Source organism: Janibacter sp. CFPM2_SD2 (assembly GCF_057364645.1).
Genome location: NZ_JBNFOF010000038.1, coordinates 1 through 18,734, shown reverse-complemented (window position 1 = coordinate 18,734; position 18,734 = coordinate 1). Strand labels below are relative to the sequence as shown.

Below are 18,734 nucleotides of genomic sequence, written 5' to 3'. Positions count from 1 at the left end.
GACCCGAAGCCGCCCCACCCAGCCTCGCCGGCGGCGGGCAGGGAGACGCGAGATTCCTCCCCTTCGTCGTCGAAGAGGCACAGCCACACGGCGGTGGCGTGCGCGGCCGGCACGGCCACCTCGACCCCGCCCGCGACGGGGCGCACACCCGGGGCGGGACGGTCGGGGAGCGCCTGGGCTGTGGTCGTCGACATGGCTCACAGGGTAAGCAGTCGGTACGTTGAGGCCATGAGCGATCCGACCGCCCTTCCCAATTTCGGCACCACCCCCACCCCCTCCGGTGAGCAGAGCGAGCCCGAGGCCCCCCTGCGCGACCGCATCGAGGCGGCGCTGCGCGAGCTCGGTCTCGAGCCGCGCATCGACGACGAGGGTGACGTGGCCTTCACCTTCTCCGAGCAGCAGATGTTCGTGCGCGCCGCGGACGACGAGTCCAACGTGCTGCGCGTCTTCGGCCAGTGGGCCCTCGAGGACCCGGTGCCGACCGACCCGATGGAGCGGCTCCAGGTCAGCAACGACCTCAACGTCGCCTTCAACCTCGTCAAGGCCGCCGTCGCCGGCGACACCCTCCTCGTGACGAGCGAGCACATCCTTCCGCGCGCGCCGACGTGCGCGGCCTGCTCGGCCTCGCCCTCCCGCTCGTCCTGCAAGGCGTGCAGCTGTGGCACCAGCGCGCCACCGGCCAGGACCTCGAGGAGGCCGTCGCCGAGCAGCAGGGCCAGCAGACCGACGGGCAGGCCCCGGCATGAGCGATCAGGTCGTCCGGCTCGAGGTCGCCGACGGCATCGGCACGATCGTCCTCGACCGCCCGAAGATGAACGCCCTCGACGCGCAGATGCAGCGCGAGCTCGTCGCCGTGGCCGACGAGGCCGCCGAGCGCGACGACATCAAGGCGGTCATCGTCTGGGGCGGCGAGCGGGTCTTCGCCGCCGGCGCCGACGTCAAGGAGATGGCCGAGATGTCCTACACGGACATGGCCGCTCACGTGCGTCTGCTCCAGCGCTTCTCCCGCGCGCTCGCCTCGATCCCCAAGCCGACGGTCGCCGCGATCACCGGCTTCGCGCTCGGTGGCGGGCTCGAGACCGCGCTGTGCTGCGACTTCCGGGTCGTCGCCGACAACGCGAAGGTCGGCCTGCCCGAGATCACGCTCGGCATCATCCCCGGTGCCGGTGGCACCCAGCGGCTGCCGCGCCTCGTCGGCCCGGCGAAGGCCAAGGAGCTGATCTTCAGCGGCCGGATGGTCGACGCCGCCGAGGCCCTGGAGATCGGTCTCGCCGACCGGGTCGTGCCCGCCGCCGAGGTCCTCGACGCCGCGAAGGCGCTCGTCACCCCCTTCGTCACGGGGCCGACGCAGGCCCTGCGCGCCGCCAAGGAGGCCGTCGACCGCGGGCTCGAGACGAGCCTCGACACCGGTCTGCAGATCGAGGCGCAGCTCTTCTCCGCGCTCTTCGCCACGCAGGACCAGAAGTCCGGCATGCGCAGCTTCGTCGACAACGGCCCCGGCAAGGCCACCTTCGAGGGCATCTGATGACCGGTGCCGGCGCCGCGAGCGCAGAGCAGGTCGAGGCCGCCTGGGAGGACAACAAGCTGGCCCAGGTGCTCTACCACGACTGGGAGGCGCAGACCTACGACGAGAAGTGGTCGATCAGCTTCGACGACCGCTGCACCTCCGTCGTGCGCGACCGCTTCCTCCACGTGCTCGAGTCGACCCGCCAGCCGGGGGAGTCGCTGCCCTACGGGCGCACGCTCGAGCTCGGCGCCGGCACCGGCTTCTTCTCGCTCAACCTCAAGCTCGCCGGCCTCGTCGACGAGGTGCACGTCTCCGACCTGTCACCCGGCATGGTCGAGGCGGCCAAGGCCAATGCGCGGCGGCTCGGCTTCGAGATCGAGGGACAGGTCGCGGACGCGGAGGCCCTGCCCTACGAGGACGACAGCTTCGACCTCGTCGTCGGGCACGCGGTGATCCACCACATCCCCGACGTCGAGGGCGCCCTGCGCGAGGTCGTGCGCGTGCTCAAGCCGGGCGGGCGCTTCGTCATCGCGGGTGAGCCGACGACCATCGGGCACTGGTACGCCCGGCACATCTCCCGGGCGACGTGGGAGACGGCGACGCGGGTGGCCAAGCTGCCTCCCTTGCGCCGCAAGTGGGCTCGCGCCCAGGCCGAGCTCGACGAGTCCTCCCGCGCAGCGGCCCTCGAGGCGGTCGTCGACCTGCACACCTTCGACCCGAAGCAGCTGGCGGCCATGGCCCGTCACGCGGGTGCGAAGCACGTGGGCACGGCGACGGAGGAGCTGACCTCCGCGCTCGCCGGGTGGCCGATCCGCACCTTCGAGTACGCCGTCGCCGAGGACGCGCTCGGCTTCGGCTGGGCGAAGTTCGCCTACGGCACGTGGAAGAACCTCATGAAGGTCGACGCGGTCCTCGGCCGCGTCGTGCCGCAGCGCTTCTTCTACAACGTCGGCGTCACCGGCACCAAGCCCCTGCGGTGACGCGAGCGGTGACAGTGCGCTCCTCGCACCTCACGTGGTGGCACTGGGCCCGGTGGGTCGTCGCCAACCGGGCCTGGAGCCACCACCACGTCCTCGGCTACCTGCGGATGGTCCGGGCGAAGGCCCGCACCCCCGGCCTCGTCTTCGAGGGTCCGTGCTTCATCGGGCCGGACGTGCAGTTCCAGGTCGCGCCCGGCACCGCCCGCCTCGTCATCGGTGCCTACACACACATCGGTGGCGGGTCGGCGCTGCGCGCCCACGAGGGCACGCTGCGCATCGGGGCCAAGACGGTCATCGGCATTCGCAACACCTTCAACACCTGGCTCGACATCGAGATCGGTGAGGCCTGCCTCTTCGCCGACGACGTCTACGTGTGCGACTTCGACCACCGCACCGAGGACCTCGAGACGCCGATCAAGGACCAGGGGATCATCAAGTCGCCGGTGCGCATCGGCGACGACGTGTGGGTCGCGACGAAGTGCGTCATCACCCGCGGTACCGACATCGGCGACCACTCGGTCGTCGGTGCCGGCGCCGTGGTCCGCGGGACGCATCCCCCCTTCGTCGTCCTCGGGGGTGTGCCGGCACGCGTCGTCAAGCAGCGCCAGCCCGTCCCGGTCCCGGACGACCTCGACCTGCCCGCGGGGTGGTGACGTGACCCGCGAAGCCCTCGACGTCCTCGTGGCGCACATCCCGGCCACCCACACCGAGCAGGTGCTGGCGGCGCTCTTCGACGCCGGCGCGGGTGCGGTGGGGGAGTACCGCGAGTGCGCCTTCGTCCAGCGTGGCGAAGGGAGGTTCCGTCCCGTGGGCGGGGCGAACCCGACGATCGGCGAGGTCGGCCGGCCCGAGCGGGTCGTCGAGGACCGGGTCGAGGTGACCTTCCCGCGATCGCGAAGGGCGTTGGTGGTCAATGCTCTTCGCTCGGCGCACCCCTACGAGGAGCCCTCCTTCCACGTGCTCACAAACGTCGCGGACGAGACGCCCTCCGTCCCTCCCGCTCCCTGAGGAAGGTCGCGCAGCGACCGCCTCGAAGGGCGGTGTGGTGAAGGGCACCCTCACCCGCGTTGGAGGTCTGGTGCCGCGCTGGATAGCGTGAGCGGACTGGGAGCCTCCCCACAGTTCGGGCCCAACCGGCGCGGCTGCTGAGAGGATCGCCCGGTACCCAGCCCCCTCACCCAGGAAGAGGACGATTCGCCGATGAACATCGTCGTCTGCGTGAAGTACGTTCCGGACGCACAGTCCGACCGCGGATTCAACGAGGACAACACGACCGACCGCGAAGGCGTGGACGGTCTGCTGTCCGAGCTCGACGAGTACGCCGTCGAGCAGGCCCTGCAGATCGTCGAGGCCGGTGAGGGCGAGGTCACCGTGCTGACCATCGGTCCTGCCGACGCCGCCGAGGCGGTCAAGAAGTCGCTCCAGATGGGTGCGGACAAGGGCGTGCACGTCTCCGACGACGCGATCGCCGGCTCCGACGCGCTCGCCACCTCGCTCATCCTCGCCGAGGCGATCAAGAAGATCGGCACCCCCGACATCGTCCTCACCGGCATGGCCTCGACCGACGGCACCATGGGTGTCGTCCCCGCGATGCTCGCCGAGCGCCTCGGTCTGCCGCAGGTCACCTACGCCTCCGAGCTGACCGTCGACGGCGGGGTCGCGAAGATGCGCCGTGACGGCGACACCGCGAGCGAGACCGTCGAGGCCTCCCTCCCGGCCCTGATCTCGGTCACCGACCAGATCAACGAGCCCCGTTACCCCTCCTTCAAGGGGATCATGGCCGCGAAGAAGAAGCCGGTCGAGGAGTGGACCCTCGCCGACCTCGGTGTCGACGCCGGCCAGGTCGGTCTGGCCAATGCCGCGACCGCCGTGGAGGCGACGACCAAGCGTCCCCCGCGCGAGCAGGGCACGATCGTCACCGACGAGGGTGACGGCGGCACGAAGCTCGCCGAGTTCCTGACCACCAACAAGTTCGTCTGAGCGACGACCCGGACACCAAGGAGCAACAGACATGGCTGAAGTCCTCGTCCTCGTCGACCACGCAAACGGTGAGGTGAAGAAGCCCGCCGCGGAGATGCTGACCATCGCCCGCCGCCTGGGTGAGCCCTCCGCCGTCTTCATCGGCCCCGGTGCCGAGACCGCCAAGGACCTCCTCGCCCGCTACGGCGCCGAGAAGATCTACGCCGTCTCCGACCCGGCCGCCCTCGAGCACCTCGTCGCCCCCCAGGCCGAGATCCTCGCGCAGCTGGTCCAGTCGACGTCCCCCGCCGCGGTGCTCATCCCGAGCAACTCCGCCGGCAAGGAGATCGGTGCCCGCCTCGCGGTCAAGACCGACTCCGGTCTGATCACCGACGCCGTCGACGTGCAGGAGGGGCCGGTCACGACCCAGTCCGTCTTCGCCGGCAGCTACACGGTCCAGGCCAAGGTCACCAAGGGCACCCCGATCATCTGCGTCAAGCCCAACTCCGCTGCGCCGGAGCAGGCCAACGGCGCCGGTGCCTTCGAGGAGCTCTCCGTGAGCCTCTCCGACGGCGCGAAGGCCGCCAAGGTCACCGCGTCCGAGCCGAAGAAGGCCTCCGGTCGTCCCGAGCTCACCGAGGCGGCGATCGTCGTCTCCGGTGGTCGTGGCACCGGCGGTGACTTCTCGCCGGTCGAGACCTTCGCCGACGCGCTCGGTGCCGCCGTCGGTGCCTCGCGCGCCGCGGTCGACGCCGGCTGGTACCCCCACTCGTCGCAGGTCGGTCAGACCGGCAAGCAGGTCTCGCCGCAGCTCTACGTCGCGGCGGGCATCTCCGGTGCCATCCAGCACCGGGCCGGCATGCAGACCTCCAAGACGATCGTCGCGATCAACAAGGACGAGGAGGCCCCGATCTTCGAGCTCGTCGACTTCGGTGTCGTCGGTGACCTCTTCACCGTCCTGCCCCAGGCCACGGAGGCCGTCAAGGGCAAGTGACCTCCGGTCACGCCTGACGAAGGGCGCCGCTCCCCATCAGGGGGCGGCGCCTTTCGCCGTCCCGGGCAGTGACCTGTGACACCGCCCTTTACCAAAACGTGACTTCTGGCGGGAGGTGTGGTTATGGTGTTGGCGGCCGTGAGGCCCGTCCCCTGTTTTCCACCCCGAGGTCTCGCGTGAGTTCCCCCCGCTACGTCGGCCGCCACGGCAGCCGTCGTCCCAGCCCCCTGTCCCGCCTGAGCAGCCTGCCGTCGTCGGTCGGCTCGCACGGCGCCCGCACCGCGGCCAAGTCGGTCGCCGGCATCGGGATCGTCCTGGGCGCCGGCGCCTTCGTCGTCGCCCCGAGCCAGGCCGAGGGCACCTCGACCCCGAGCATCGACTCCGTCGCCACGGCGCGCACGAGCGCGAGCGACCTCTTCGCCGACCGCACGGGCGAGGCCGCCTCGCGGTCGACGGCCCGCGCCGCGATCACCGCCCCCGCCAGCTCCCAGTCCGAGGACTCCCAGGGTGACGTCGGCGAGCTCGACGTCGACGCGGTGTCGAAGCCGGACTACGTGCCGCCGAAGCCCGAGCCCAAGCCGGAGCCGAAGCCCGAGCCCGTCGAGGAGACCGAGGCCCCGGCCGAGGACGAGGCGACGCAGGAGGCCCCCGAGCCGACCGAGCAGGAGAGCGACGCGACGGCCGACGAGGCCCCGCAGGAGTCGACCGAGTCCACCGAGAGCACCTCCACCGGCGCGCCCCAGACGGGCAACTTCGCCGAGGAGGCTGCCGGTCTCGGCCTAGGCCCCAACGCGCAGCAGGTCTACTCCGCCGTGCGCACCCAGTTCCCCGACATGACCAACATCGGTGGCTACCGCGCCGGCGACCCGGGCGACCACGGCACCGGCAATGCCGTCGACATCATGGTGACCGGCGCCCGCGGCGACCAGATCGCGGCCTGGCTGCAGTCCAACGCCGGCTCGCTCAACATCAAGTACATCATCTGGCAGCAGCGCATCTGGATGCCCGGCGGCAGCTGGAAGATGATGGAGGACCGCGGCGACCCGACGCAGAACCACTACGACCACGTGCACGTCTCGGTCAACTGAAAGCATCAGAAGTAGCATTTAATGTACGATTCGTACGTTAGATGTATGCGAAGTTGCCGGGGTTGCGGCCCTGGGGGCGTCAGTGGTGACTCATGCTTGACGGGCTGAGAGGCCCGGAAACAAGCGTCGTCTGACTCCCCAGTGGGCTGCCCTTCCGGTCGCGCCGGTGGAGAACGGCGGTTGGGACAACTGGACCTTCCACCTCGGTGATTCGATGCTGCTTCGTCTGCCAAGCGCGCTGGAGTACGCCCTGGCCGTCGAGAAGGAGCATCGCTGGCTCCCGGCGCTGGCTGCGTCGCTTCCGCGGCCGATCCCTGTCCCTCTTGCGAAGGGGGAGCCGGGTGCCGGTTATTCGTTCTCCTGCCCTGTCGGTCGCGTGCCGAGGATCAGTCGACGGCGCGTCGCAGGAAGCCACGTATCCCGACCACCAGGAAGCCGGCGGTGGCGATCGTCACTCCGACCACGATCCAGCCGGCCGACAAGTGCGGCGCGGCGGTCAGGGTGCCGCGCATCCCCTCGGACACGTAGGTCAGCGGGTTGAACAACGTCACGACCTGGAACCAGCGCAGGCTGTCCAACGCCTGCCAGGGGTAGAAGGTGGCGCCGGTGAAAATGAGCGGGGTGAGCGCGACCGCGAATATGACGTTGATCTTGTTGGGCGGGACCACCGTGCCCAGGACGAGGCCGATCGCACTCCCGGCGAAACCACCGACGACGAGCAGCACGACGAAGAGGGGCCAGTGGGCTCCCTGCACCTGAAGTCCACCGGGCAGGATGACGGCACCGAGCGGAAGGATCAGCGCCGCCGCGACGATCGCCCGGAGGGTCGCGAAGACCAGCTTCTCCAGCGCAACCGCCCAGGGCGCCAGTGGCGCGAGCAGCCGGTCCTCGATCTCCTTCGTGAAGGAGAACTCGATGACCAGGGGCAGCGCGACGTTCTGCAGGGCGGTGAGCACGAGGGTCAGCGCGATGATGCCCGGCAACAGCTGGGCGCCGTAGTCGGGTCCGGCCGCACCGATCTCGGGCAGGACCCGACCGAAGACGAACAGGAAGGCCAACGGCTGCAGCAATGCCTGGGCGAGGAATCCCGCGAGGTCGTGGCGCACGGTGTTCCACGTGTCCCGTTGCAGGAGGCCGAGGAAGGCCTTGGTGGCGGTGGAGTCGGTGGTCCAGCTGCTGCGACCCACCGTGCTCACGCTGTCGGTGCTCATCGCAGGTCCCGTCCGGTCAGGTGCACGAAGACGTCCTCCAGGCTTCCCTCAAGGCGGTGCACGTCGAGTACTTCACAGTCATTGCTCTCGGCCGTCGATATCGCTGCGGCGAGATCGGGCTCACCGAAGCACCGCACCCGCCACCGGTCGTCGTCGAGCCCGCTGGTCTCGACGACGCCCATGGACTCGAAGGCCGCGGCCGGGTCGTGACGGCTGCGCACGATCAGGTCGAGACCCCCTCCCTCGGGAAGCAGTCCGCGCAGACCACTCGGAGTGTCGAGCGCGATGCGCTCGCCATGGTCGACGATCGCGATCCGGTCGCACAACCGGTCCGCCTCGGCCATGTCGTGGGTGGTCAGCAGGATCGTGGTTCCCGACCGCCGCAGCTCGGTCACGCGGTCCCACAGGAAAAGCCGCGACTGCGGGTCCAGGCCCGTCGTCGGCTCGTCGAGGAACAGCACCACCGGACGGTGCATCAGCGCCCGGGCGATCATCAACCGCTGCGCCATCCCACCGGAGTAGTTGTCCACTCGCTCCGTGGCGCGGTCGGCGAGGCCGAACTCCTCGAGCAGCTCGTCGGCTCGCCGCCTGCGCGCCGCACGACCGACCCCGAAGTAGGCGCCGTGGAAGGTGAGGTTCTCCCGGGCGGTGAGTGCCCGGTCGAGGTTCGCACGCTGCGGCATCACCGCGATCCGACGCTTGACCTGCTGTGGCTGGGTGGCCACGTCGATGCCCGCGACACGGGCCGAACCACTCGTGGGGCGCACCCGGGTGGTCAGCACTCCGATGGTCGTGGTCTTGCCCGCCCCGTTGGGGCCGAGCAGTCCGAAGATCTCACCCGGGCGGACGGTGAAGCTCACGCCCTTGAGTGCCTCCGGGCCACGCGTGCCGTACCGCTTGCGCAGATCCGACACCTCGATGACGGCATCCGCATCCGTCGTGGCCGCATCGGTCGTCGTCCCGGTGTTCGTGGTGGTCGTCATGTGATTCATTCCTGTTCGTCGGCGACGGTCATGGCCCGGGTGGCGAGGTCGAGGAACCGGGTGACGACCTCGACCTCGGAGTCGTCCAGCTGTTCCACGACGCCGCCCAGGGTTGCCGCCAGGGGGCCGAAGATCTGGCCCCCGGTCTCGTGCGCGCTGGGGGTGCTGGTCAGCACGGTGCGGCGACGATCCCGGGGATGGGGGTGCCGTTCGGCGTGACCGGCAGCGACGAGCCGGTCGACCAGGGCGGTTGTGGCCGACGCGCTCAGGGGGAGGGCGTCGGCGAGCTCCCCGGGCGTGATCAGGACTCCGGTGTCCTCTGCCCGCATCAGGTGGGCGAGAGCGTTGAGGTGGGTGCGGTGCACGCCCCGATGCTCAGCGTGGACGTCGATCCAGTGGTTGAGCGTGGTCGTCAGTGCGCGCAGTGACGTGAGCACCTCGGCGCGCGATCCGGCCTCGCCCGGGATCGCTGCGTGCGGTGTCGTCCTCTCCGGTGGTGGCTTCGACGGTGGGTGCTGCATGGTCACGGGAAGTATCGTATCCTTTCGATCATGGAACAGTTCGGCAATCGAAATAAATCGACGGTGCTCATGCGTCCCATGGTCTCGCTCGTCGGTCGTCGCCGCTCTTGGCTGGTCGTGCTGCTGGGTCTTGTCCTCGCCGGGCTGGCCCTGACCTTGGCCCCCGCACCGACGACGTCGCAGGACACCGCGTCGAATCTGCCAGCGGACTCGGAGTCGGCCCGGGCCGCGGATCGCCTCGCCGAGCTGCCGTCGTCACAGGAGGTGCCCGCCATCGTCGTCATCTCCCGTCCCGACGGCGACCTCACCGGGGAGGACCTCGCGTCGCTGCAGGGCCTGACCCGTGCTCTCGGGGGCCCGGCCGTGGGTGAGGTCTCCGGGCCGGTACCCGCAGAGGACCGCTCGGCCGCACTGCTGACCGTGCCCCTTGCCGGTGACCTCACCGACCAGGAGAACGGTGCTGTCGTGGAGGACCTGCGAGCGAGGGTGGCACAGGAGCTGCCCGAGGGTCTGCGCGGTGAGGTAACCGGCGGCGCAGCGTTCCAGGCCGACCTCGGGAAGGTCTTCGAGGGGGCTGACGTGCGCCTCCTCGCGGTCACGGCGTCGGTCGTCGCGCTGCTCCTGCTGGTCACCTACCGCAGCCCGTGGCTGTGGCTCGTCCCCCTGGCCGTGGTCGGACTCGCCGACCGCACTGCGCTGGCTGTGGCGGAGACCTTCTCGGCCGTTTCGGGAATAGGTGTCGACGGGGCGATCACCGGCATCACCTCGGTGCTCGTCTTCGGCGCCGGGACCAACTACGCGCTGCTGCTCATCGCCCGGTACCGCGAGGAGCTGCGTCGGCACGAGAGCCGGCACGAGGCGATGCGCCGTGCCGTCGGGCAGGCGGGGCCGGCAATACTGGCCAGCTCCGGCACCGTCATCCTGGCGCTGGCGTCGCTCGGTCTGGCCGACGCGGCCTTCCTACGTGGCATCGGCTACGTCGGAGCGCTCGGACTGGCTGTGGCCGTGGCCTTCGCCCTGCTCGTCCTCCCCTCGGCGATGGTGCTGCCCGGCCGCTGGCTGTTCTGGCCGTTCGTTCCTCGTCAGGGTCAGCACGACCCCACCAAGGACGGTTTCTGGGCGCGTCTCGGCCGCGCGGTGGGTCGTCGTCCCGTCGCGGTGGCCGTGGTGAGCTCGTTGGGGCTCGTCGCGCTCGCCTCGGCTGCGCTCGGGGTGCGTGCAGGCCTTTCGCAGACCGAGCAGTTCCGTGACCCCCCGGAGTCGGTCGTCGCGCAGGAACGCCTCGCCGAGGCCTTCCCGGCCGGGTTCTCGTCGCCGCTGCGCGTGGCCACGCACCCTGATGACGTCGAGGCGGTGACCGCCGCCGCGAAGGAGGTGGGCGCCGCCGAGGTGCGGACGGCCGGGAGGGACGGCGACCTCGTCGAGGTGGACGTGGTGCTGGCGGACGCAGCCGGGACAAGTGGCAGTCTGGAGACCACCCGCGACCTGCGGGCCGAGCTCGCCGAGGTGGCGCCGGATGCGCTCGTCGGGGGGGAGGTGGCCGAGGACGTCGACTCTCGCGATGCCGCCACCCGTGATCGCGCCGTCCTCGTGCCCGTGGTGCTGGGCATCGTGCTGCTCGTGCTGCTGGTGCTGCTGCGCTCGGTCGTCGCGGCACTGGTGCTGACCACCACGACGGTCGTGTCCTACCTGTCGGCCCTCGGCATCGGGTGGTTCGTCTTCGAGCGCTGGCTGGGGTTCTCGGCCATCGACCTGAGCGTGCCCCTGCTGGCCTTCATCTTCCTCGTGGCGCTCGGCGTGGACTACAACATCTTCCTCACCACGCGCGCCCGCGAGGAGGTGCTGGAGACCGGGGACACCCGCGGGAGCATCGTCACCGCCCTGGCCGTGACCGGGGGCGTCATCACGAGCGCCGGTGTGCTGCTGGCCTCTGTCTTCGCGGTGCTGGGGGTGCTGCCGCTGCTGGTGCTGACCCAGGTGGGCATCATCGTCGGGGTCGGCGTCCTGCTCGACACGCTGCTCGTGCGCAGCGTGCTCGTGCCGGCGCTCATCACGATCCTGGGGGACCGCTTCTGGTGGCCGTCGAGGCCCCAGGTGGTGGGCCGCGCCTGACACGTCGCCTCGTGGCGGCGCGCGCGGGAGTTGAGCGGGCAGGCACTGTGGGTGTCACTGTGCTCTCCCGCGTCCGGTCGCGCTGGTCCTTGACCGCGAAGGCCAGGGCCACGAGTACGACGAGTCCGATGAGAGAGAAGCCGACCGCGAACGCGACCGACCAGCTGCCGCTCACGCCGAGCGAGGCGAAGGCGGCCGAGGTGATGACCGCGATGCCGATCGAGGTGCCGATGCGCTGCCCGGTCTGCATCACCGCGCCGGAGCTGCCCGCGGCCTTCGCGCGGCGTGGCGCGATGGTCCTCGGACCGGCGATCGCCGGTGTGCTGGTCGCAACGGCTGGTGCCGGCTGGGCGATCGTCGCCGATGCCGCCACCTTCATACTCGCGACGCTCGCCCTAACCCGCGTCCGGCTGCCGCCCAGCACGCCCGCGGCAGGCTCGGACGAGACAGCCTCGTTCCTGGGGCAGCTGCGCGAAGGCTGGACGCACGTGCGCAGTCGGACCTGGTTGTGGGTGATCATCGCGGCCTTCGGTGTGATCAACGCGATCCAGGCCGGCGCGTGGGGTGTTCTCGGGCCCGTGATCGCTGAGAGCAGCCCGGGTCTGGGTGCGCGCGGCTGGGGGCTGGTCGTCAGCGCCCAAGCCACCGGGGCCATCGTGATGACGCTGCTCCTGCTGCGGTTACCGCTGAAGCGGCCACTGCGGCAAGGCATGGTTGGCGTGTCTGTCATGGCGATCCGTTGTGCCTGCTCGGCTTCCGGCCCGAGACGCTGCTGCTCGCGGCCGCCGCGCTCCTCGGGGGCGCGGGGATCGAGGTCTTCGGGACCGGCTGGCGGACCGCTCTGATGGAACAGGTGCCCCCGGATGCCCTGTCACGCGTTGCCAGTTTCGACATGCTCGGGTCGTTCATCGCCATCCCAGCTGGCACGCTGCTCTATGGCTGGTTCGCCACCCGAGCTGATCTGGAGACCGTGCTCATCATCTCGGCCATCGTCTATGCCACGGCCGCCCTCGCGACCTTGCTGGTGCCAAGCGTGCGCCGACTGCGACGCCTCGGCGACTCGGCAACCGAGCCCGACCACGGTCTGTCCGCTGACGCAACTGACTCGCGGTAGGCCCGGGTACCCATCAGCCAAGCACCTCGAGAGCCGATTCAGCGCTTCACGTCCCCCTCGGCGCAGATCTTTGGCGTGATGCCTCACGACCGGCTATTCGTGCACTTCGAATATGAGACGTCACCAGTAGACCCCGCACCCGACAGCCCCGGCACGCACCGCGTGCCGGGGCTGTCGGCGTCCTGCCCGCCGTTGCTCCGTACGACGGGCCGAGGCTCCCCGCTGGGCGGAGCCGGGACGCCCACATCGCGCTACGCCGTTGCTCCGTGCCGTGAGCCCGGGTTCAGAGCACGGAGCAACGGCGGAGGCGGTCATCCGCGCCCCGAGTCCGCGCCCGCTCGCACCTGCCGGTGATCGTCGCGTGGGTATAACATCGTCACATGACGATGAATGACGTGACGCTCGTCTTCCACGCGCTGTCCGAGCCGACGCGGCTCGCGCTCCTCGAGCACCTGCGCAGCGGCGAGCACCGGGTGCGCGACCTCGTCGACCACATGGGGCTGGCGCAGTCCACCGTGAGCGTCCACCTGGCCTGCCTGCGCGACGCCGGTCTCGTGCAGGTCCGTGCCGAAGGGAGGGCCAGCTGGTTCTCCCTTCGCCATCCGGAGCGTCTGCAGGACCTGCTGCGCTGTGCCGAGGTGCTGGCGGGGGAGGCGACATGAGCCACGGGCACGGTCACTCCCGCACGCCGACCTCGGCGGCCCCGGACCGGGGGCTGCGCAACCGGCTGGCGATCGCCTTCGGCATCACGGTGCTCGTCGTCGTCGCGCAGGCCGTGGGTGCCCTGCTCACCGGCAGTCTCGCGCTGCTCACAGACACCGCGCACGCCCTCGCCGACTCCGTGGGGCTGCTCGTCGCCCTCGTCGCCGCGACGATGATGCTGCGGCCGCCGAGCAGCCGGCGGACGTGGGGATTCGCGCGCATCGAGGTCATCGCGGCGCTCGGCCAGGCCTGCCTGCTGCTCGTCGTCGGGCTCTACGCCGCGGTGGAGGGGGTGCGCCGCCTCGTCGAGCCGGCCCAGGTGCCCGCCCGCGAGCTGCTCGTCTTCGGCGTGCTCGGCCTGCTCGCCAACCTCGTCGCCATGGCCGTGCTCGCCTCGGGGCGGGGGGCCAACTTCAACATGCGGGCGGCCTTCCTCGAGGTCGTGGGCGACGCGCTCGGCTCGCTCGGGGTCATCGTCGCGGCGATCGTCATCGCGACGACCGGCTTCACCCGGGCCGACACGATCGCCGGTCTCTTCATCGCGGCGCTCATCGTGCCGCGGGCGGTGCTTCTGCTGCGGGAGACGACGCGGGTGCTCATGGAGTTCGCCCCCGAGGACGTCGACCTCGACGTCGTGAGCGCCCACGTCCTCGAGCTCGAGCACGTGCGCGAGGTCCACGACCTGCACGCCTCGATGATCGGCGCCGGGCTGCCGGTGATCTCGGCGCACGTCGTCATCGACGACGGCTGCTTCGAGTCTGGGCACGCGCCGCGGATCCTCGAGCAGATCCGTGGGTGCCTGCGCGAGCATTTCCCGGTCTCCTTCGACCACGCGACGATCCAGCTCGAGACCGCAGCCGTGCGCGAGCGCACGTGCGGGTCGATGGAGCACGTCTGAGGTCGGGCGCCGGCCCGAGCCGTCAGTCCGGGCGCAGGCCCCGCAGGTACACCTCGACGAGCCAGCTGCTCACGTCGGGGACGAGGGCCGAGGCGGCGCTCGGCAGGGGGCGCGTGGCGACCGCCAGGCCCATCTGGAACTGCGCGGCGGTGACGTCCTCGCGGACCAGGCCGGCCCCCTTCGCCAGCTCGACGACCTCACCGACGGCGGCCAGTGCGGCGACGCGGCGCCGAGAGATCTGGGGGATGACCGTCTCGATGTCGACGCCCTCGACGACGCGGGGCATGAGGGCGGCGACCCGTAGCTCGACGATGTCGGCGACGAAGCCGGGCCAGGCCTCGTGCGGGTTCGTCTGCATCGGCCCCAGCCAGCGCTCGCGGACCTCGTGGATCGTCGCGCTCAGCCACTCGACGACCCCGAGCACGAGGTCCTGCTGGGTGGGGAAGTGGCGGTAGAGGGTGCCCGCCCCGACGCCGGCCTCCTCGGCGATCGCGGAGAGGGGGGCGTCCGGACCACGAGTGGTGTAGAGGCGCCGGGCGGCATCGATGATCGCGGCGCGGTTGGCGCGGGCGTCGGCGCGCACGGGCGCTCCCTTCGACGGTGGCTGACGTGCCAACCACCATAGCGGAGGAATGCTCTCCATTTGTAAATGGAGTTTGATCCTCCGCTTCTAGCCAAGGAGTCGCCATGGCCACCCGCACCACCAGCTCACCCCGCACGCTCGTCGCGATCGTCGTCGGCCTCACGGTCATGGTCGCGCTCATGCTGCTCGCCTTCGCCGCACCGGCGCTCACCTCCGGCCCGAAGGACCTGCCGCTCGCCGTGAGCGGCCCCGAGCAGGCCACCTCGAAGGTCACCGCCGCCCTGGACAAGCAGGCGCCCGGCACCTTCGACGTCACGACCTATGCCACCGAGCAGGAGGGGGCCGAGGCCATCACCGACCGCGAGGCCATCGGTGGCATCACCGTCGGGGCGAAGGGGGTGACCGTCCAGACCGCGACGGGTGCCGGCACGGCCTACACCCAGGTGCTCAAGAGCGTCGGCGCCGGCCTCGAGGAGTCCGGCCAGAAGGTCACCTACGTCGAGCTCGCCCCGACGACCACCGACGACCCGCAGGCCGTCGGTGTCTCGACCCTCGGCCTGCCGCTCGTCTTCGGCGGGATGGCCACGGCCGCGCTGCTCCTGCTCGTCTACAAGGGCTCGACCCTCATGCGCTTCGTCGGTGCGACCGCCATCGCCCTGCTCGCGGGCTTCGTCGCCACCGCGATCCTCCAGCTCGGCTTCGGTGCGCTCGACGGTGACTACTGGCTGACCTCGCTGTCGATCTCCACGGGGATCCTCGCCATCTCGGCCACCGTGCTCGGTCTCGGCACGCTCGTCGGCGCCCCCGGCATCGGCATCGGTGCCGTGACGATGCTCTTCGTCGCCAACCCGCTCTCCGGCCTGGCCAACGGCCCGCAGTGGTTGCCCGGGGTCTGGGGCGAGGTCGGGCAGCTGCTGCCCGTCGGTGCGGCCGGCTCGCTGGTCCGCTCGGTCGCCTTCTTCGACGGGGGCGGCGCGATCTCGCACCTCGTCGTCCTCGCCGTGTGGATCGTCCTCGGCGTCGCGCTCGCGGGTCTCGGGGTCGCGCGGCAGGGGCGTGGCACGCACGTCGCGACGGCCGAGCGCGAGGAGGCGCTGGCCTCGGCCTGAACCCGATGTGCCATCACCGTGGCATACTTGTGGCATGGCCAAGGTCAGGGTGAGCACGACGGTTGACGCCGACCTCCTCGAGCGGGCTCGCGCGACGCACGGGGCAGCGACGGATGCGTCGCTGGTCGAGGCCTCCCTGCAGGCCCTGCTGCGCACCCACCGGGCGGCCGAGATCGACGAGGCCTACCGCAGGGCCTACCGCGAGGCACCTGCAGACCTGTCGGACGACTGGGGCGACCTCGGGTCCTTCCTCGACGAGGCGGCGAGGCGCTGAGGGTGGCACTGCCCGCGCGAGGTGAGCTGTGGTGGGCGGACCTGGCGGATGCCGGGGCCAGGCCGGTCGTGGTGCTCAGCCGGGGGGCGGCCATCACGGGTCGCCGCCGGACCCTGGTCGCGCCGTGCAGCACGGTGGTCCGCGACCTGCCGAGCGAGGTGCTCCTCGAGCCCGGCGAGGAACCGGTCGACCGTCTCTGCGCGGCACAGCTGGACGCCGTCACGGACCTGCCGGTGGCCCTCCTCGCGCGACGGCTCGGGCGACTGAGCGACGAGGCGGTGCGTCGGCTGTGCGCCGCGCTGGGGGTGGCGACCGGCTGCTCGGACTGACGTCGGCGACCTGACTCGTAGACTTCATCCGATGACCACCTACCTCGACCACGCGGCGACCACGCCGATGACTCCCGCTGCCCGGGAGGCGATGGTCGAGCAACTCGGGCTCACCGGCAATGCCTCCAGCCTCCACGGCCCCGGGCGCGACGCCCGCCGGGTCGTCGAGGAGTCGCGCGAGCGCATCGCGACCGCCCTCGGGGCCCGACCGAGCGAGATCGTCTTCACCTCCGGCGGGACCGAGGCCGACAACCTCGCCATCACCGGCTCGCTCCGTGCGGCCCGTGCGGCGGACCCCCTTCGTCATCGGGTCGTCGTGAGCGGCGTCGAGCACCACGCCGTCCTCGACGTCGTCGACCACGCGGTCGAGCACGAGGGCGCGCAGGCGACCTTCGTGGCGCCGGGGGAGTGCGGCACCGTCCAGCCCGATGCGGTGCGCGCCGCGATCGAGGAGGACCCCGCGAGCGTCGGTCTCGTCTCGGTCATGTGGGCCAACAACGAGGTCGGCACGGTCCAGGACGTCACGACGATGGCGGCGATCGCCCACGAGCACGGGCTGGCCTTCCACACCGACGCGGTCCAGGCGGCGGGCCACCTGCCCGTCGACTTCGCCGGCAGCGGCGTCGACCTGATGAGCGTCAGCGCGCACAAGTTCGGCGGGCCGCTCGGCATCGGGGCGCTCGTCGCCAAGCGCGATGCGCGGCTCGTCGCCCTGAGCCACGGGGGCGGCCAGGAGCGCGGCGTGCGCTCGGGCACGCTCGACGTGCCGGCGATCCGGGGCTTCGCCGTCGCCCTCACCGAGGCCGTCGAGCAGCGCGAGGCCGAGGCGGCGCGCGTCGGTGCCCTCCGCGACCGCTTCCTCGCCGGCACCCAGGCCCTCGACCTCGGCATCCGGGTCACCGGCTGCTGGGAGCGCGGCGACGTGACGACCCGGCTGCCGGGCAATGCCCACATCACCATCCCCGGGTGCGAGGGCGACTCCATGCTCTACCTGCTCGACGCCGCGGGCATCGCCGTCTCGACCGGCTCGGCCTGCCAGGCCGGCATCCCGCAGCCCTCGCACGTCGTGCTCGCGATGGGGCGCTCGGAGGAGGAGGCGCGCGGCTCCCTGCGCGTGTCCTTCGGCTGGACCTCGACCGAGGCCGACGTCGACGCCGTGCTCGCCGCCCCTGCCCGCAGGCCATCGCCCCGCGCGCGACGGGCCAGCGGGGGCCGCGTGATGCGCGTCGTCGCCGCGATGAGCGGGGGCGTCGACTCGGCGGTCGCCGCCTCGCGGATGATCGAGGCCGGCCACGACGTCGTCGGCGTCCACCTCGCCCTGGCCAAGAACGCCAAGACGCTGCGCGAGGGCGCTCGCGGCTGCTGCACCATCGAGGACGCCGGTGACGCGCGCCGGGTCGCCGACCGGCTCGGCATCCCCTTCTACGTCTGGGACATGGCGACCCCCTTCGCCCGGGACGTCGTCGACGACTTCGTCGCCGAGTACGAGGCCGGCCGCACGCCCAACCCCTGCCTGCGCTGCAACGAGAAGATCAAGTTCTCCGCGCTCCTCGACAAGGCGCTGGCCCTCGGCTTCGACGCCGTGGCGACCGGTCACTACGCGCAGATCGTCGACGGTCCCCACGGTCGCGAGCTGCACCGTGCGGTCGACTCCGCCAAGGACCAGTCCTATGTCCTCGGCGTGCTCGACGAGGGGCAGCTGGCGCGCGCCTTCTTCCCCCTCGGCGACACGACGAAGCCGCAGATCCGCGAGGAGGCCGCCGCGCGCGGCTTCGCCGTGGCCAAGAAGCCCGACAGCCACGACATCTGCTTCATCTCCGACGGCGACACCCGGGGCTGGCTGACCCAGCGGCTCGGCGAGCAGCCGGGCGAGATCGTCGACGAGGGCTCCGGCGAGGTCGTCGGCGAGCACCGCGGGGCCTACGGGTTCACCGTCGGCCAGCGTCGCGGGCTCGGCCTGGACCGCTCCGACCTCGACGGGCAGCCGCGCTACGTCACCCGGGTCGAGGCCGCGTCCAACCGGGTCTTCATCGGCACCGCGGACCTGCTCGGCACCGACGAGATCGAGGCCGACCACGTGCGGTGGTGCGGGCCGGCGGCCTCCGGACGGCACCGCCTCGGCGCACAGATCCGGGCCCACGGCGAGGAGATCGCGGCGACCGCCGAGGTGGTCACCGATGCTGCTGCCGAAGGAGGTCTGCGTCTCGTGGTCCGTCTCGACGAGGCCGTGCGCGGTGCCGCCCCCGGTCAGTCGATCGTCCTCTACGACGGCACCCGTGTCGTCGGGCTCGGGCGACCATCGCGCGCGCCGGGCGCGCCGCGAGGGCGAGCGCGTGACCCGGGGCGTCCGGTGTCGGGTCCTGGCCCGGC

Annotated in this window: 22 protein-coding genes and 2 pseudogenes; 19 read left to right on the top strand and 5 right to left on the bottom strand. The window is 71.3% G+C overall.

Going from position 1 to position 18,734, the window contains the following annotated elements:
- On the bottom strand, positions 1–194 hold a 194-nt coding region (locus tag AC2W7J_RS05830), incomplete at its 3' end, for a hypothetical protein (protein WP_485981745.1).
- On the opposite strand from AC2W7J_RS05830, the pseudogene AC2W7J_RS05825 reads away from it, so the two are divergent.
- From AC2W7J_RS05825 to AC2W7J_RS05780, 10 genes and pseudogenes are all read left to right on the top strand, one after another.
- A pseudogene (locus tag AC2W7J_RS05825) lies at positions 193–567 on the top strand (T3SS (YopN, CesT) and YbjN peptide-binding chaperone 1); the annotation flags it as partial. The gene AC2W7J_RS05830 and the pseudogene AC2W7J_RS05825 sit on opposite strands and share 2 nt — an antisense overlap.
- A gap of 38 nt (positions 568–605) precedes the next feature.
- Positions 606–746: a hypothetical protein gene (locus AC2W7J_RS05820; protein ID WP_485981744.1), complete on the top strand. Its 141-nt coding sequence runs from the start codon at positions 606–608 to the stop codon at positions 744–746.
- A complete protein-coding gene (locus AC2W7J_RS05815; protein WP_485981743.1) occupies positions 743–1,525 on the top strand; it encodes an enoyl-CoA hydratase/isomerase family protein in 783 nt (260 codons plus the stop codon). The genes AC2W7J_RS05820 and AC2W7J_RS05815 overlap by 4 nt, the downstream gene beginning before the upstream one ends.
- A complete protein-coding gene (locus AC2W7J_RS05810) occupies positions 1,525–2,487 on the top strand; it encodes a class I SAM-dependent methyltransferase (protein WP_485981747.1) in 963 nt (320 codons plus the stop codon). Before AC2W7J_RS05815 ends, AC2W7J_RS05810 begins: the two co-directional genes overlap by 1 nt.
- Positions 2,488–2,495: 8 nt before the next feature.
- Positions 2,496–3,140: an acyltransferase gene (locus AC2W7J_RS05805; protein ID WP_485981742.1), complete on the top strand. Its 645-nt coding sequence runs from the start codon at positions 2,496–2,498 to the stop codon at positions 3,138–3,140.
- Between the two features lies 1 nt (position 3,141).
- A complete protein-coding gene (locus AC2W7J_RS05800; protein WP_485981741.1) occupies positions 3,142–3,495 on the top strand; it encodes a hypothetical protein in 354 nt (117 codons plus the stop codon).
- A 192-nt stretch (positions 3,496–3,687) separates the two neighbouring features.
- Complete coding sequence (locus AC2W7J_RS05795; RefSeq protein WP_255185656.1) at positions 3,688–4,467, top strand: electron transfer flavoprotein subunit beta/FixA family protein; 780 nt, start codon at positions 3,688–3,690, stop codon at positions 4,465–4,467.
- Between the two features lie 31 nt (positions 4,468–4,498).
- Positions 4,499–5,440: an electron transfer flavoprotein subunit alpha/FixB family protein gene (locus AC2W7J_RS05790; protein ID WP_255185657.1), complete on the top strand. Its 942-nt coding sequence runs from the start codon at positions 4,499–4,501 to the stop codon at positions 5,438–5,440.
- A 176-nt stretch (positions 5,441–5,616) separates the two neighbouring features.
- Entirely contained in the window at positions 5,617–6,528 is a 912-nt protein-coding gene (locus tag AC2W7J_RS05785; RefSeq protein WP_485981740.1) for a VldE C-terminal domain-containing protein, read from the top strand.
- A 166-nt stretch (positions 6,529–6,694) separates the two neighbouring features.
- A pseudogene (locus AC2W7J_RS05780) lies at positions 6,695–6,883 on the top strand (phosphotransferase); the annotation flags it as partial.
- A 31-nt stretch (positions 6,884–6,914) separates the two neighbouring features.
- On the opposite strand, the gene AC2W7J_RS05775 reads toward AC2W7J_RS05780, so the two are convergent.
- The 3 genes from AC2W7J_RS05775 to AC2W7J_RS05765 are packed head-to-tail and all read right to left on the bottom strand — an operon-like array spanning position 6,915 to position 9,243.
- Positions 6,915–7,739: an ABC transporter permease gene (locus tag AC2W7J_RS05775; protein ID WP_485981739.1), complete on the bottom strand. Its 825-nt coding sequence runs from the start codon at positions 7,737–7,739 to the stop codon at positions 6,915–6,917.
- Positions 7,736–8,722: an ABC transporter ATP-binding protein gene (locus AC2W7J_RS05770; protein WP_485981738.1), complete on the bottom strand. Its 987-nt coding sequence runs from the start codon at positions 8,720–8,722 to the stop codon at positions 7,736–7,738. The genes AC2W7J_RS05775 and AC2W7J_RS05770 overlap by 4 nt, the downstream gene beginning before the upstream one ends.
- A gap of 5 nt (positions 8,723–8,727) precedes the next feature.
- A complete protein-coding gene (locus tag AC2W7J_RS05765; RefSeq protein WP_485981746.1) occupies positions 8,728–9,243 on the bottom strand; it encodes a MarR family winged helix-turn-helix transcriptional regulator in 516 nt (171 codons plus the stop codon).
- A 30-nt stretch (positions 9,244–9,273) separates the two neighbouring features.
- Here AC2W7J_RS05765 and AC2W7J_RS05760 point away from each other — a divergent pair, with 30 nt between their 5' ends.
- From AC2W7J_RS05760 to AC2W7J_RS05740, 5 genes are all read left to right on the top strand, one after another.
- Positions 9,274–11,355 (top strand): MMPL family transporter, encoded by a 2,082-nt coding sequence (locus AC2W7J_RS05760; RefSeq protein ID WP_485981737.1) that lies wholly within the window; start codon positions 9,274–9,276, stop codon positions 11,353–11,355.
- 128 nt (positions 11,356–11,483) lie between these two features.
- A complete protein-coding gene (locus AC2W7J_RS05755; RefSeq protein ID WP_485981736.1) occupies positions 11,484–12,200 on the top strand; it encodes an MFS transporter in 717 nt (238 codons plus the stop codon).
- Positions 12,200–12,469, top strand: a complete 270-nt coding sequence (locus AC2W7J_RS05750) for a hypothetical protein (protein WP_485981735.1) — start codon at positions 12,200–12,202, stop codon at positions 12,467–12,469. Before AC2W7J_RS05755 ends, AC2W7J_RS05750 begins: the two co-directional genes overlap by 1 nt.
- Before the next feature lie 380 nt (positions 12,470–12,849).
- Positions 12,850–13,131 carry an ArsR/SmtB family transcription factor gene (locus AC2W7J_RS05745; protein ID WP_485981734.1) on the top strand — a complete coding sequence of 94 codons (282 nt, stop codon included), beginning with the start codon at positions 12,850–12,852 and terminating at the stop codon, positions 13,129–13,131.
- The gene (locus AC2W7J_RS05740; RefSeq protein WP_485981733.1) at positions 13,128–14,069 is read left to right on the top strand and encodes a cation diffusion facilitator family transporter; all 942 of its coding nucleotides are present in this window, start codon (positions 13,128–13,130) and stop codon (positions 14,067–14,069) included. The genes AC2W7J_RS05745 and AC2W7J_RS05740 overlap by 4 nt, the downstream gene beginning before the upstream one ends.
- A 22-nt stretch (positions 14,070–14,091) precedes the next feature.
- Here the strand turns inward: AC2W7J_RS05740 and AC2W7J_RS05735 are convergent, their stop codons facing one another.
- Entirely contained in the window at positions 14,092–14,652 is a 561-nt protein-coding gene (locus tag AC2W7J_RS05735) for a TetR/AcrR family transcriptional regulator (protein ID WP_485981732.1), read from the bottom strand.
- A 104-nt stretch (positions 14,653–14,756) separates the two neighbouring features.
- Here AC2W7J_RS05735 and AC2W7J_RS05730 point away from each other — a divergent pair, with 104 nt between their 5' ends.
- From AC2W7J_RS05730 to mnmA, 4 genes are all read left to right on the top strand, one after another.
- A complete protein-coding gene (locus tag AC2W7J_RS05730) occupies positions 14,757–15,761 on the top strand; it encodes an ABC transporter permease (RefSeq protein WP_485981731.1) in 1,005 nt (334 codons plus the stop codon).
- A gap of 34 nt (positions 15,762–15,795) precedes the next feature.
- Positions 15,796–16,035, top strand: coding sequence for an antitoxin MazE5 (locus AC2W7J_RS05725; protein WP_485981730.1), 240 nt, complete (start codon positions 15,796–15,798; stop codon positions 16,033–16,035).
- 2 nt (positions 16,036–16,037) lie between these two features.
- Positions 16,038–16,364, top strand: a complete 327-nt coding sequence (locus AC2W7J_RS05720; RefSeq protein ID WP_485981729.1) for a type II toxin-antitoxin system PemK/MazF family toxin — start codon at positions 16,038–16,040, stop codon at positions 16,362–16,364.
- A 31-nt stretch (positions 16,365–16,395) separates the two neighbouring features.
- The coding region (mnmA, locus tag AC2W7J_RS05715) for a tRNA 2-thiouridine(34) synthase MnmA (protein ID WP_485981728.1) at positions 16,396–18,734 on the top strand (2,339 nt) is incomplete at its 3' end.

Bases quoted from the DNA above. Each gene is read 5' to 3' on its own strand.
- AC2W7J_RS05810 (WP_485981747.1), top strand. From the start codon at position 1,525: ATGACCGGTGCCGGCGCCGCGAGCGCAGAGCAGGTCGAGGCCGCCTGG.
- AC2W7J_RS05790 (WP_255185657.1), top strand. From the start codon at position 4,499: ATGGCTGAAGTCCTCGTCCTCGTCGACCACGCAAACGGTGAGGTGAAG.
- AC2W7J_RS05730 (WP_485981731.1), top strand. From the start codon at position 14,757: ATGGCCACCCGCACCACCAGCTCACCCCGCACGCTCGTCGCGATCGTC.
- AC2W7J_RS05750 (WP_485981735.1), top strand. From the start codon at position 12,200: ATGGAACAGGTGCCCCCGGATGCCCTGTCACGCGTTGCCAGTTTCGAC.
- AC2W7J_RS05765 (WP_485981746.1), bottom strand. From the start codon at position 9,243: ATGCAGCACCCACCGTCGAAGCCACCACCGGAGAGGACGACACCGCAC.
- AC2W7J_RS05725 (WP_485981730.1), top strand. From the start codon at position 15,796: ATGGCCAAGGTCAGGGTGAGCACGACGGTTGACGCCGACCTCCTCGAG.
- AC2W7J_RS05740 (WP_485981733.1), top strand. From the start codon at position 13,128: ATGAGCCACGGGCACGGTCACTCCCGCACGCCGACCTCGGCGGCCCCG.
- AC2W7J_RS05755 (WP_485981736.1), top strand. From the start codon at position 11,484: ATGAGAGAGAAGCCGACCGCGAACGCGACCGACCAGCTGCCGCTCACG.
- AC2W7J_RS05775 (WP_485981739.1), bottom strand. From the start codon at position 7,739: ATGAGCACCGACAGCGTGAGCACGGTGGGTCGCAGCAGCTGGACCACC.
- AC2W7J_RS05745 (WP_485981734.1), top strand. From the start codon at position 12,850: ATGACGATGAATGACGTGACGCTCGTCTTCCACGCGCTGTCCGAGCCG.
- AC2W7J_RS05795 (WP_255185656.1), top strand. From the start codon at position 3,688: ATGAACATCGTCGTCTGCGTGAAGTACGTTCCGGACGCACAGTCCGAC.
- AC2W7J_RS05770 (WP_485981738.1), bottom strand. From the start codon at position 8,722: ATGACGACCACCACGAACACCGGGACGACGACCGATGCGGCCACGACG.
- AC2W7J_RS05760 (WP_485981737.1), top strand. From the start codon at position 9,274: ATGGAACAGTTCGGCAATCGAAATAAATCGACGGTGCTCATGCGTCCC.
- AC2W7J_RS05815 (WP_485981743.1), top strand. From the start codon at position 743: ATGAGCGATCAGGTCGTCCGGCTCGAGGTCGCCGACGGCATCGGCACG.